Origin of the sequence: Halocatena salina (genome assembly GCF_023115355.1) — an archaeon.
Taxonomy (GTDB): domain Archaea; phylum Halobacteriota; class Halobacteria; order Halobacteriales; family Haloarculaceae; genus Halocatena; species Halocatena salina.
Genome location: NZ_CP096019.1, coordinates 741,184 through 753,285, shown reverse-complemented (window position 1 = coordinate 753,285; position 12,102 = coordinate 741,184). Strand labels below are relative to the sequence as shown.

The window sequence follows — 12,102 nt, the reverse complement described above, 5'->3', positions numbered from 1 at the left end:
GCGAGCCACCGATAGGAAATGAGGCTGCCGGCGGGACGGTCCTGGTCCCGCTCAACCACTCTACCAGGGCGACAACAATGTCACATACGACAACCAAACGCCGTCGAAACCGACCGAGCCGCATCGAGCAAGAGGAGACCGACGCCGACGAGCAAGCAGCTGTCTGTCCGGAATGCGGCGCCGAAGATGCTGTTCAACAGCAGGGTGAACGGTGCTGTCGCAACTGCGGCCTCGTTCTCGAAGAACAGTTGATCGATCGCGGGCCGGAATGGCGTGCGTTCGACAGTCAGGAACGAGATCGCAAGTCCCGCGTCGGTGCACCGACGACCAACACGATGCACGACAAGGGACTGACGACCGATATCAGTTGGAAGAATAAAGACGCCTACGGACAGTCCCTCTCCCCGAAAAAACGTTCTCAGATCAACCGGCTACGAAAGTGGCATGACCGCATTCGCACTGTAGACAACGGTGAGCGCAATCTTCGGCTCGCGCTTTCGGAGATCGATCGTATGGCCAGCGCGCTCGGCGTTCCGAAATCCGTTCGAGAGGTCGCATCGGTCATGTACCGGCGTGCACTCGATGAAGACCTCATCCGTGGCCGGTCGATCGAGGGCGTCGCTACTTCTACGCTGTACGCCGCCTGCCGCCAGGAAGGGATTCCGCGGAGTTTGGATGAGGTGACGGAAGTGGCCCGGATCGAACGCCGCGAGATCGCACGCACGTACCGCTACGTCTCTCAAAACCTCGGACTTGAGCTGAAACCCGCTGACCCGAAGCAGTACGTCCCCCGATTCTGCTCGGATCTCGCTCTCTCCGAAGAGGTACAGACGAAAGCCAACGACATCATCGACATCACGGCCGAAGCGGGCCTCCTTTCGGGGAAATCACCGACGGGATACGCTGCTGCAGCGATTTATGCCGCCTCTCTGCTCTGCAACGACAAACGAACCCAACGGGACATCGCCGACGTCGCACAGGTGACTGAGGTCACGATCCGCAACCGCTACCAAGAGCAGATCGAAGAGTTGGATATCGTCGCATAATCCGATATTGGTGCAGTGGGGCAGCCACAGTAGAATTAGAACCGACAACTACGCCTCGGTCTCGCTGGTAAGCCCAACACTACGGCCGAAACATGTCTATGCCGAATCATTATTGAATATTTTACATATAGGGGTACGATGAGGAGGGTCACATATCATAAATAGACGATCCTTTGCAGTGGATTTTAGAATTCCGAAATCAATATAATAGCATACGGGATAACTTGGTATGAACTGCCTCACACCCGAACGGGATGTCCTCCCTGTGGAAACGATCGATCGACGCGAGGTGAGTCACCGATGAGTAACGCTGACGAGATCATTGCGGAGATCGAGCGCGATCCGGGGCGGTTCGATGAGTACAGTGGTGAGCTTCGGACGATTCTCGAATCGGGAGCGGTCGACGCACGCCGGTCGGTTGCGCAACTTCTCGGTGACGTTGCGGAGGTCGATCCCGAGATCGGGATCCGTCATCCCGAGCTGTTGGAACTCGCGTTTGAAGACGCAGATGTCGTCGTTCAGGAGTTGGCCGTCAGCACTGTTGCCGCAATTACAGAAACTATTCCAGAGATTGGTACCGACTTCGTATCCCAGGTTACCAGGGCACTCGCCGATGAGGAATTGACTGGAAGTTCACAAATGGATGGTATTGCTGCGCTCGGAAAGATCGACAGGGAAACAGCCATGTCGGTCAGTGAGGCCGATGAGGTGCTCGCGTCTTTACTTCACGAAACAGATGCTCATGTCCGGGAGACGGTAGCAATAAATCTCGATGATACTGTTAAAGCTTCCCCCAGGAGTTTCCAGCCCTAGTTCGAGCGTTCGTTGCATTGCTTGATGACTCCAGGCCCAGAACACGATTGTGCGCCGCCGAGACGCTAACAACCGTTGCCTATGAGGATACTGAGGACCTCCACGATGCTGATGCGGTGCTGGCCGGTCTCAAGGAACTGCGCTCTGACAACGAACTCCCAGCAAAGCGCGTCGAGAAAATGATCAACATCACCGAGGTCGGGGCGGGTTATACGGAGGAGTAGCTAAGATGGGATTGCTTGATAGGGTCAAATCATATTTCAGAGAGGAGGAGCAGACAACAGAACTCAATCGCCAACACCGTGGTGATCAATTCGGAGACCTTCCCGAGGAGATTGAAGAAATGCCTCCAGAGGACGTGGCTGATAAATTTGTTCGGATGCAACAGCAAACTCGATTGGACTTTATACAGAGCAGATATATCTCACACAGTAAATGGAAGGAAGTAATGAATCTAATCGAAAACGATCCCAAACAGCGAGTTTTTTGACTTGATGATTCACAAATTGACATTAAAGATGGGGTCGAGGTTTGCTCATGTCACAAAGAAGTAACACAGACGCTAACCGTGACGAAAGGAAACCAAGAGACGATCGGCAAACACAGGGAACGTCTAAGACATCGAAAACTGAAGGGGGCGTCAAAATCAGTGGCAGTAGTTCGGGTGGTGTCCTCGGTGTTGGAAATGTTAAGGGGACCGGCGAAGCCTCGGGCAAGAAGGGTTGGACACAAGGGGAGACACACCAGGAAATGGTCCAGTCCACAGATACTGGAAGTGTGACACAAACGTTTCATTCTTGTCGGGTCGAAACAACTGATTCCACTTTATCCAGACGAGCTTTCCTTAAAACAGGCGATATATTCATAAGAAGTGCATAATAAAAGTAAATCCGAGAACAACCTCATTGACGACTGGGAACTGGATGCTGATCGTACAGCAGAACTAGAGCAGTCCCGGAAAGGGATCGATGAGCTTCGAGCGGAGAGAAACGAGATTGATGATCAAATCAAAGACATCGATGAGAATATCGAAGCAATTAATGAACGAATCCAAGACATCGGAGATTATTTAGTCGATAATAGGGAGTTTATAGACCAAAACACGTGTCTCATAGATGAGAATAAAGACTCCATAGAGAAGCGAAATGAGATCCTACAGGAGCGAGAGCGACTTCAACAGCGGCGTGACAGGCTCGAAGAGAAAGACAAGGGGCTTCGAGAAGATCGGCACGACATGCGCGATGAGAAAAGACAGCTTCAAACCGAGAAGAGTGACCTGCAACGCCGCATAGAGAACCACAGGGAGTACGAACAGAACAAAGAAGAGACGTCTGAATCCACGACACAGGACGCTGACGAAGCTATCATGGAAGACACAGCGGAGAGCGAAGCCGAGGCGTCCGGAGCAGCCACAGAGGACGCTGTTCAGGAAACGGCTGGCGACGGAGCGGGCACCGAGCACGAAGCCGAGACGACCACGACCAAATCCTCCGACGACCCCCCAGAGAGCGATGGTGGGCCATCCGACGATGGAGGTGGGAGTGACGATAACGGTGATGAGCGGGAGACGGAGACGAAAGAGGAGTCCCCGGCCGTCAATCCGGGAACTGAACCAGCCGAGGCGAGTGCTGATGCGGCGGCTGCCCAATCCGACGCAACGGCCGACGAATCTACCGACCGGACCGATCGTCCCGACACGACTGAACTCGAAGAGGAGTACGACAACAAAGGCGAGTTGTATCTCGATCGCTACGATCCCTCCGGAGAATCTTCTGTGGAGTTTACCAACGAACATAGATAAGACCGCTTCAGTACGAAACCTACAACCAGTGATCGAACGAACCACTACGAACAGATCCTCATCCTACATATCGGCGGAGCACACAACAGACCGCGACCAGAGACAAGGCCGTATGACAGAAACTACGTTGATGATACGACGACCGGACCTCCGGGCGTTTTCGACGGTGACTAGCGGGTATCCAGGCGAAACGCCGGTGAGCAGAGCATCCCAGAACGTTTGTGGGAGGCACTCATCCCACATCCAATCGATCCACGATGATGGATAACGATACGACAACCGATGATGCCCACTGGGCTACGACGATGATCGAACGCTTGCGCCGGTTCTCGACGGCTGTCAGCGACCGATTTCGGTCGGGAGGGTTGTGGGTACTGTTGCAGTTCCGGATGCGCCTGCGGTATTGGGTTGTGCTCATCTGTCTGTGTGCGCTCTTACTCCCGTGGCTTGGCACGACGGTGTGGCTTGCCCCGGTAGGGATCGGTAAGGAATTCTCTGTCGGGCTATTCGATTCTTCGGTCTTTCTTGGTGTGATCTTCGATCCGGTCGTGCTGTTGGGTGGTAACGGGCTGGTAGCTCTTTACTGGCGCATTGGACAGACCGAGTATCAGCTCCGCCACCAACTGTATGAGGACATCATGCTGGTGCCGCTGACGGAAGCGGGCGAGCGCCATAACGATCCGCCCGGTTCGAAGCAGGCCGTGCAACTGGAGATGGACCGATCGGTGTTGGTGCTCGGTGAAACTGGCAGCGGGAAAACCGAAGCGATCCAGGTCCTCGCCCACCAACTACAGGCCGAGCCTGACGAGGCGTTCGTCGTCTTCGATTACAAACAGGACTACCAGACGTTTTTTGCTGAAGAAAACATCATCAAACTCTCCTCCCGTGATTCGACAGTCACGTGGAACGTCTTCCGGGAGATCGAAGCGGATGGGGATTGCGATGAGATCGCTCAAGCAATCTTCGCCGGGACCGAGGTCGACAACGACTACTTCACCAATGCCGCCACACAAGTGCTTGCTGACGTGCTTCGGCTGTTTTGGCACGATCCAGAAGGCCCAGCTCCGACGAACAAGGATCTCGTGACGTTCCTGCAAGACGCCGATGTTGACCTCTTGCGCAACGCCTTCGAGAGCGAGGATCTTTCGGCGAAAAAGCACTTGCCAGCGGGCGTTGAGGCAAGCAGTAACATCGTCTCGATCCTCGAAGAACGGGTTTCTGCAGTCTTTCGGGGGGATTTCTCTCAAGAAGGAACCTTCTCAGTTCGGGAGTACATGGCTGATCCACGCGGAAAGATTCTCATTCTCGATTTTCCGATCCAGCAGTCCTCGTCGGTACAAGCGATTTTCAGGTTGTTGATCGATTGGAGTATTCGATTCGGATTGGAGGATAAGCGGCCGTCCTACCACATTTTGGACGAGTTCGCGGCGTTGCCGGAGTTAGACATGCTCGAACGATTGGTCAACGCGGGGCGGGCGTACAACTGCTATGCGATCTTGGGCGTACAGGCGATCCCGCAGCTCCACGATACGTACGGTCAGGACAAAGCTGAGAGCCTCCTCAGTGGCTTGGCCCAAGAGATCCACCTGCGGGTGGGGCAAGGCTCGGTCGAATACTGCCGCAAACGGATCGGCCGAGAGCACGTCGAGCGCAACGTCGGACCCGAAGACGACGATGAATGGCTCGTTGAAGTCGATGACGACGATATCCGCGTGTTTGAAGACTACCCGATCGGTGAGGACACCCTCCAGAACTTCGAGGCCGGACGCGGCATCGTCCACACCCCCTCGGGCCGACAGCGCGGCCGCCTCTATCTGCTTGAGGATATCGAAGGACGGTTGCTTCCCCCCGACCGACTCGGTCTTCGAGAGCGCATTCGGCAGCGACTCCACAAACAACGGCATCCACCGCTCGAATCGGCGGACCGATCGCCGCCACGACTCGAAGGCAAAAGCGGAGAGTAGCTACCGATCGCACGAACTGATTGTATGGGGTCGACTCCGGGTCGATAGACAGAACGTACCACAGCAGCGACGACCATCGGACAGTTTGGCTTCCGATCTCTACGCTCCGCTTCGATAGTCCACCAGCCGCGGCCAACACTCTTGGTACCCTATATACAGTCCGGCGATCAGGGCGAGTCCGCCCATGTACATCTCCCAGAGGCCGACCGTCGATTGGCCCGCTACGACACTTTGGAGACTACTGTGTTCAAGCACGACGCCCCCGACGGTGAACAGTATGGACCCGACCGCAGAGCCGATGAGCGCCACGATCTCGACGACGGATTCGGAAATCAGATCGTCCATTATACAACGATTGTACGTTCTGCGGAAAATCCGTTTCGGGTTCGGACGAGGCTCGAAACGGTTTATTCATTGGCTCCGTATGATCACGCATGGGACGATACGGCGATCTCGATTACGGACTGTTGACCAAGACGGGCTTTCTACTCGGCATCGGGTTGTTTGCGCTGGGCGCTGGCGGCGGTGCGATCGGGCACTCCCTCTACGGAACGCTTCCGGCGTGGGAAACGACTCTGTTCACGTACGCCGAGGTGGTCGGCATTCTGCTCGGACTGTTCTCTCCGTTCCTGTTCGGGATTTTCCTTCCGCTCACCGAGTGACGAACGACTGAACGACTGGACACCGTTCAGGCCAACGGGAAGACCGTCGATAAGACGAGAACAGTGACGAGTCCGGTCACGGAAATGAGCGTCGTAACTACGGTCCACGTTTTCAGCGTCTCTGCTTGTGTAAGTCCACCGATCTCTTTGACCAACCAGAAGCCCGAATCGTTGTACCATGAGCAGATGTTTCCACCGGCACCGATGACCATCACGAGATACGCCGGATGGACGGTGAGTTGACTCGCCAAGGGAGCCATGATGCCCGCCGTGGTGAGCATCGCTGCCGTTGCCGATCCCTGTGCAATACGGACGATCGCGGCGATAAGCCACGCGGTCACCAGCAGCCCGATACCGATTCCTTTGAGACCGCCAGCGATGTAAGAGCCGATTCCGGAGGCGGCAAGCATCGCGCCGAACGCCCCGCCCATCGCGGTGATTGCGGCGATGTTTCCACCGCTTTTCAGCGCCTCGGTGAGTTCGTCCTCCCAGACCGATCGAGAGAGATCGGACCACCGGAGGTAGGTGAGCGCCGCGACGATGGCCGCGATCGTCAACGCGACGTTTTTGTCCCCGATGAACGCGACGGCTGTCTCGGTGGTGGACAGCGCCGATGTCAGCTGTGCGACGCTGATATCGACAGAGAGGTACTCAACCACCCGATTCTCAACTACCCATTTGAGAAAGCCGGGCGCGTTGAGTACGCTATCGATGATCGTGGATGAAGCGACCAGCACGACAGCGAGCAGGATCGGAAGTACCGATTCGAACACCCCCGGGAACGAATCCATATCCCGCTTGGCGCGCTGTTTGAGTTCCTCGGTCGTGGTCCCCATCGTGTCCCGGAGTGGAATCGTCAGACGGCTGTTGATCCACCGACCGTAAACGAGACCGCTCATAGCGGCTGAGGGGATGGCGACTGCGACACCGATCAACATCGTGAGCCCGAGCGAAACGCCGATCTCATTAGCGACAGCCAGCGGTCCCGGCGTCGGTGGAACGAACACGTGGGCCGTCGCACCCCCGGCCCCGACGGCCACGATGTACAGCGTATAATTCTTCCCGACACGAGCGCGCATTGAGCGCGCTAGCGGCGCTAGCAGGTAGAACACGCTGTCGAAGAACACCGGAATCGCCAACACAGCGCTGCTCCCCCACAGAGCGAAATCGGAGTTGCTCTCACCGACGACTGACTGGAACGCGCGGACGATGCGCTGGGCAGCTCCGCTTTCGAGCATCGATTTTCCGATGATGGCTGCCATGAGAATCGGAATCCCGATTCCTGCCATCCCGTTGCCGAACTCCGTCGCCGTCCTCGCCGCAGCATCACCGTACGTGAAGTCCCCTAGGAACACCGCATTGACGAGTCCGACTGCGAACGTAGCGATCGCCAGTCCCACGAACGCCGGAAGATCCCAGACGGCGAGCAAGACGACGACCATAACGAGTCCAACGATGAACGTGATCAATGAACTATCTACGAATTCAAGTACCATGTGTCACAAACCCTCATCCAAGTTGTTCATTGAAAATGTTTTCCATTATGGATAATCCCCAATGATTATTTCTAATAATTGTCGTAATTATGTATATATGTGGGAATGTAGCCCATGTTTATAGTATTTTTCTATAAACCCGCTACTGCTGTATCTCGATATGCGTCCAACTATCGAGAAGTGAGAATTCAGCCGTAAGAAACAACACGTTCACTCGGTGTATTCGGTCGAGAACGGACACCGCTGAACAGCAATCGAAGCCGATCAGTCGCGCTATCGTGTGTTAGTAGAACTCTCGAACGAGGTCCATCGCGTCGTCGGGTGCACCGTCAGGGATATCCGACATGTTTTCGGTCAACCCGTGAGCTTCGTTGTAGGACGTGCTCTCTTCATCCTGGTAGATAACACCTTGGTATTCGACGTCATTGTCGAGAATGGCCTCCGTGGCCTGATCGTAATCGGAGGCGTCGTACTCCTCGTCTTCGCCGAGATCGACCAGCGAATCACGGAAGTAATCGTACGTGTCCACGTCGTTGAACGTCACACAGGGACTGTACACGTTGACGAAGCCAAAGCCGTCGTGTTCGACGGCTTGTTTGACGATCTCGGCGTGGCGCTGGGCGTCAGAAGAGAACGACTGGGCAATGAACGTCCCACCAGCCGCGAGCGCGAGCGCAAGCGGGTTGACGGGGGCTTGTTTCGGTCCTTCAGGAGAGGTGGATGTCTCGAAGTCCTCCCGGCTCGTCGGGGAGAACTGCCCTTTCGTCAGGCCGTAGATCCGGTTGTCCATGACGACGTACGTCATGTCCATGTTCCGGCGTACCGCGTGAATGAAGTGGCCGACGCCGATCGAGTAGCCATCACCGTCGCCGCCGGCGACCATCACTTCCAGTTCGGGGTTTGCGGCTTTCACGCCGATTCCGACCGGGAGCGCACGACCGTGAACGCCGTGGAGCGCGTACGAATGCATGTACGTCCCGATCTTCCCCGAGCAACCGATCCCGGCGACGACAAACGTGTTGTCGGGATCGTTGCCCGTTTCTGCGAGTGCTTTCATCATGCCGTTCATCGTCCCGAAGTCACCACAGCCGGGACACCACGTCGGTTGCTTGTCGGATTTGAAATCAGTGAATCGAACGTCTGAGCTCATGCTGTCACCTCCGTGCCCGTTGCGAGCACGTCTTTGATCTCGGATGCGAGTTCGTCGGCCTTGAACCGGACGCCGTTGTATTTGTTGATCCGATCGACGCGGGAAAGCGTGTCGTGTTCGAGGAGATCCGCGAACTGCCCACCGGCGTTACATTCGACGACGATCACTTCTTCAGCGCTCTCGATCTCCTCGGTCAGATCCGCTCGCGGGAACATGTACGAACAAGAAAGGAACCGAACGGAAATCTCGTCGTCTTCGAGGAACTCCATCGCCTCACGGATCGCACCTTCGTTCGATCCCCACGAGATGACGAGGGTGTCCGAGTCCTCATCACCGAACTCGCGGTACTCCCAGTTTTCGCGTTCGATCGCGGTTTCGACCTTCCGTGTGCGTTTGTCAACTTGTTCGATACGGACGTCCGTATCCTCGGTCCGCCGACCGAGTTCGTCGTGTTCTAATCCCGTCGTCATGTGAGCGCCGCCGGGCGTGCCGGGCAGCGTTCGGGGACTGATGCCGTCGTCGGTCGGGTAGTGGGGCTGGAACTGACCCTGATCGTTCTGCCACGCCTCTACGTCCGACGGTTCGACGAGATTACCGCGCTCGATCTCGATCTCGTCCATATCGAACTCCTCAGGCGCGAACGTCTGCTCGGTAACTGCGAGCGAGAGGTCGCTCGTAACGTACACCGGCACCTGGTACTTCTCTGCGAGATTGAACGCCTCGACGGTTTTGTGGAAACACTCCGCAACCGTCGTCGGCGCAACCACAAATCGGGGGACTTCGCCGTGTCCACCGTACAACAACTGGTTGAGATCGCCCTGCTCTTGTTTGGTCGGCATCCCCGTAGACGGACCCGAGCGCATCACGTCACAGATGACTAGCGGCGTTTCGGTCGTTGCGACCAACCCGAACGTCTCCGTCATCAGATCGATCCCCGGTCCCGAGGTTGCTGTCATCGCCCGTGCACCAGCTCGTGCCGCGCCGAGTGCGAGATTGATCGCCGACAACTCGTCTTCCGCTTGGACGACGGATCCGCCGTAGCGCTCGATCCGACCGGTAAGATATTCCATCACGTCCGTGGCTGGCGTGATCGGATAACCGGCGTAGAACCGACAGCCGGCGGCGATCGCTCCCATGCCGATTGCTTCATCCCCGTTCAGGAGTACGTAGTCGTTGTCCGTCGTTTCGAGTTCGTACTCGAAATCGTGGTCGTAGTTCCCTGTGACGTACTCCTGTCCGAGACGTGCGGCCTCCTTGTTGTTCTCGACGATTGAGGTGCCTTTATCACCGAACCGCTTTTCTAAAGACTCGTCCAGTTTCTCGATCGGGAACGAAGCGACTTCACAGGCCACTCCGAGCGCGACGATGTTGCGCATGATTGCGCCGCCAGCGTCCTCTGCGAGGCTCTTTAGTGGAACGTCTAGCCCGATCATCCCCTCTGGAATCTCGAGATCTTGCATCGTCGTGCGTTCACCGTCGTAGATGATGACGCTCCCTTCGTGTAGCTCATCGAGGTTCTCATCCACCGTGCGCTGGGTGAGTGCGATCAGGATATCGAGCCGATCGACGACGCTCTCGACTTTATCCACCGACGTTCGAACTTTGTACGCCGTGTACCCACCACGGATCCGTGACGCGAAGTCCTTAGAGGTGAACACGTGCCGACCCGCACGCGAGAGGGCCTGCGCGAATATTTTCCCTGTTGAATCGATGCCATCGCCAGCCTCACCGCCGATGGCCCAATTGAGATCTTTGTGCATACTGTTTCAAACGTACCTCTCGCCGGTCCAAAAGACTTCTGAATGCTTAATATCGATTCTACCAAAATTGCAATAATAGTGTCATAAATACGTGACGTCACTGTAATCGAATTATCACAGTTATAACGCACTGATATAGCCATGAAATACATATTTTGAATTTCTGGGACTGCTTCACTCATCGTATTTATCAATATAGTATATTCACTCGTATCAGATTATTATGATAGTCCGGTGTGGAAAGTGGGGTGGTGATGTGTGACGGCAACGTGTCAGAGAAGCCGCGTTTTGATCATGAGAGGCGGCGTTCGTTTCGTCCTGCGGTAATGCAGTGGACTAACGTGTATGGACGGAAACGAGGTAGTATGAACGCCACCCACGTTCCAGTGGTGTCGGTTCGAACCGTTGGGAGTGACGCCGTTGCGCTCGAACTCCGTTCTCCGGAGGGTTTCGACGCTCGTCCGGGGCAGTTCGTCAAGCTGTCAGCCACAGTTGACGACGAAGAGGTCTCTCGGTTTTACACGATTTCTTCACCCCACATTACGGAGACGTTCGAAACGACACTGACGATCGATCCAACGGGAACGTTCGGTCCGTATCTCTCAGCCTTGGAGTCGGGCGATACGATCGGCGTGGCTGGGCCGTTCGGGAACGCCTACTACGAAGACGAGGCACAGACGCTCATCGTCGCGGGCGGGCCTGGGGTCGGTCCGGCTGTCGGAATCGCAGAACGAACCGTAGCGGACGGTGGAGAAACGGCCGTCGTGTACGTCGATGAGGATCCGATCCATGAAAAGCGTCTTAGTGCGCTGTCGGAGCAGGGAGCGACGGTGTTCGTCGTTTCCGAGGGTGACGCTCTCCCGGCAGCGATCGAGAATGCGACAGCTGGCGCAGAGCCACAACCGTTCGTGTATGGATTCGCCGACTTTCTCGAGCTGGCGACCGACGCTCTTGGTGCTGTCGGCGTGGACACGGACGCAGCCAAAACAGAGAGCTTCGGCCCTGCTCCCGATGCGTAGCTCGCTTCGCAGTCGATACCGTTTCGGTGACTAGTCTCGTGGTATCGCTATGCGACGCCACACGTACGGCACGCTTTCGGTCATCGCGTTCGCTCTGATCGTCGTGAGCTTCGTGATTCTCGGGTTTTCACGCATCGTCCTTCCTTACCACACTGCGAGAGTGCTCGCTGCGCCGACGCTGTTGGGTGGGTTCGTACTCGTCTGTTTCCTGTTCGTCCGGGGCGTTCTCTCGTGGACTGGTGTGAGCCGCTTGGAGTAGTGGCGCGTGGTCCACAGCGAACGCTCATCCTTTGAACGGACGGATCATCCGAAAGAGAGCGTGAAACGGCCGATCATCGAGAACGGCCCGAAGCCACGTAGCTTTTAACACAGCAGCCAGTACTGTGCTGTA

The 12,102-nt window shown here is 56.1% G+C and carries 13 protein-coding genes; 9 read left to right on the top strand and 4 right to left on the bottom strand.

Annotation, left to right across the window (positions count from 1 at the left end; genetic code table 11):
* Positions 1-77 precede the first annotated feature (77 nt).
* From MW046_RS03800 to MW046_RS03775, 6 genes are all read left to right on the top strand, one after another.
* Positions 78-1,046, top strand: coding sequence for a transcription initiation factor IIB (locus MW046_RS03800; protein ID WP_247994240.1), 969 nt, complete (start codon positions 78-80; stop codon positions 1,044-1,046).
* A 300-nt stretch (positions 1,047-1,346) separates the two neighbouring features.
* Positions 1,347-1,859: a hypothetical protein gene (locus MW046_RS03795; protein ID WP_247994239.1), complete on the top strand. Its 513-nt coding sequence runs from the start codon at positions 1,347-1,349 to the stop codon at positions 1,857-1,859.
* 17 nt (positions 1,860-1,876) lie between these two features.
* Entirely contained in the window at positions 1,877-2,083 is a 207-nt protein-coding gene (locus tag MW046_RS03790; RefSeq protein ID WP_247994238.1) for a hypothetical protein, read from the top strand.
* Between the two features lie 5 nt (positions 2,084-2,088).
* Positions 2,089-2,349, top strand: a complete 261-nt coding sequence (locus tag MW046_RS03785) for a hypothetical protein (protein WP_247994237.1) — start codon at positions 2,089-2,091, stop codon at positions 2,347-2,349.
* Positions 2,350-2,730: 381 nt separating this feature from the next.
* Entirely contained in the window at positions 2,731-3,660 is a 930-nt protein-coding gene (locus tag MW046_RS03780) for a coiled-coil domain-containing protein (RefSeq protein WP_247994236.1), read from the top strand.
* 260 nt (positions 3,661-3,920) lie between these two features.
* Positions 3,921-5,624: a type IV secretory system conjugative DNA transfer family protein gene (locus MW046_RS03775; protein WP_247994235.1), complete on the top strand. Its 1,704-nt coding sequence runs from the start codon at positions 3,921-3,923 to the stop codon at positions 5,622-5,624.
* A gap of 99 nt (positions 5,625-5,723) precedes the next feature.
* Here the strand turns inward: MW046_RS03775 and MW046_RS03770 are convergent, their stop codons facing one another.
* Positions 5,724-5,969, bottom strand: coding sequence for a DUF8151 family protein (locus MW046_RS03770; RefSeq protein ID WP_247994234.1), 246 nt, complete (start codon positions 5,967-5,969; stop codon positions 5,724-5,726).
* Between the two features lie 89 nt (positions 5,970-6,058).
* On the opposite strand from MW046_RS03770, the gene MW046_RS03765 reads away from it, so the two are divergent.
* Entirely contained in the window at positions 6,059-6,286 is a 228-nt protein-coding gene (locus MW046_RS03765; RefSeq protein WP_247994233.1) for a DUF7860 family protein, read from the top strand.
* 26 nt (positions 6,287-6,312) lie between these two features.
* On the opposite strand, the gene MW046_RS03760 is transcribed toward MW046_RS03765, so the two are convergent.
* From MW046_RS03760 to MW046_RS03750, 3 genes are all read right to left on the bottom strand, one after another.
* Positions 6,313-7,782 (bottom strand): GntP family permease, encoded by a 1,470-nt coding sequence (locus tag MW046_RS03760; RefSeq protein WP_247994232.1) that lies wholly within the window; start codon positions 7,780-7,782, stop codon positions 6,313-6,315.
* 283 nt (positions 7,783-8,065) lie between these two features.
* On the bottom strand, positions 8,066-8,932 hold the full coding sequence (locus MW046_RS03755) for a 2-oxoacid:ferredoxin oxidoreductase subunit beta (protein WP_247994231.1): 867 nt from the start codon (positions 8,930-8,932) through the stop codon (positions 8,066-8,068).
* The gene (locus tag MW046_RS03750; protein ID WP_247994230.1) at positions 8,929-10,692 is read right to left on the bottom strand and encodes a 2-oxoacid:acceptor oxidoreductase subunit alpha; all 1,764 of its coding nucleotides are present in this window, start codon (positions 10,690-10,692) and stop codon (positions 8,929-8,931) included. Before MW046_RS03750 ends, MW046_RS03755 begins: the two co-directional genes overlap by 4 nt.
* Before the next feature lie 365 nt (positions 10,693-11,057).
* Here MW046_RS03750 and MW046_RS03745 point away from each other — a divergent pair, with 365 nt between their 5' ends.
* Together MW046_RS03745 and MW046_RS03740 are read left to right on the top strand one after the other, a co-directional pair.
* A complete protein-coding gene (locus MW046_RS03745; protein WP_247994229.1) occupies positions 11,058-11,711 on the top strand; it encodes an FAD-binding oxidoreductase in 654 nt (217 codons plus the stop codon).
* A gap of 49 nt (positions 11,712-11,760) precedes the next feature.
* The gene (locus tag MW046_RS03740) at positions 11,761-11,970 is read left to right on the top strand and encodes a SurA N-terminal domain-containing protein (protein ID WP_247994228.1); all 210 of its coding nucleotides are present in this window, start codon (positions 11,761-11,763) and stop codon (positions 11,968-11,970) included.
* The last annotated feature ends 132 nt before the right edge of the window (positions 11,971-12,102 follow it).

Bases quoted from the DNA above. Each gene is read 5' to 3' on its own strand.
- MW046_RS03800 (WP_247994240.1), top strand. From the start codon at position 78: ATGTCACATACGACAACCAAACGCCGTCGAAACCGACCGAGCCGCATC.
- MW046_RS03795 (WP_247994239.1), top strand. From the start codon at position 1,347: ATGAGTAACGCTGACGAGATCATTGCGGAGATCGAGCGCGATCCGGGG.
- MW046_RS03785 (WP_247994237.1), top strand. From the start codon at position 2,089: ATGGGATTGCTTGATAGGGTCAAATCATATTTCAGAGAGGAGGAGCAG.
- MW046_RS03775 (WP_247994235.1), top strand. From the start codon at position 3,921: ATGGATAACGATACGACAACCGATGATGCCCACTGGGCTACGACGATG.
- MW046_RS03770 (WP_247994234.1), bottom strand. From the start codon at position 5,969: ATGGACGATCTGATTTCCGAATCCGTCGTCGAGATCGTGGCGCTCATC.
- MW046_RS03765 (WP_247994233.1), top strand. From the start codon at position 6,059: ATGGGACGATACGGCGATCTCGATTACGGACTGTTGACCAAGACGGGC.
- MW046_RS03760 (WP_247994232.1), bottom strand. From the start codon at position 7,782: ATGGTACTTGAATTCGTAGATAGTTCATTGATCACGTTCATCGTTGGA.
- MW046_RS03755 (WP_247994231.1), bottom strand. From the start codon at position 8,932: ATGAGCTCAGACGTTCGATTCACTGATTTCAAATCCGACAAGCAACCG.
- MW046_RS03750 (WP_247994230.1), bottom strand. From the start codon at position 10,692: ATGCACAAAGATCTCAATTGGGCCATCGGCGGTGAGGCTGGCGATGGC.
- MW046_RS03745 (WP_247994229.1), top strand. From the start codon at position 11,058: ATGAACGCCACCCACGTTCCAGTGGTGTCGGTTCGAACCGTTGGGAGT.
- MW046_RS03740 (WP_247994228.1), top strand. From the start codon at position 11,761: ATGCGACGCCACACGTACGGCACGCTTTCGGTCATCGCGTTCGCTCTG.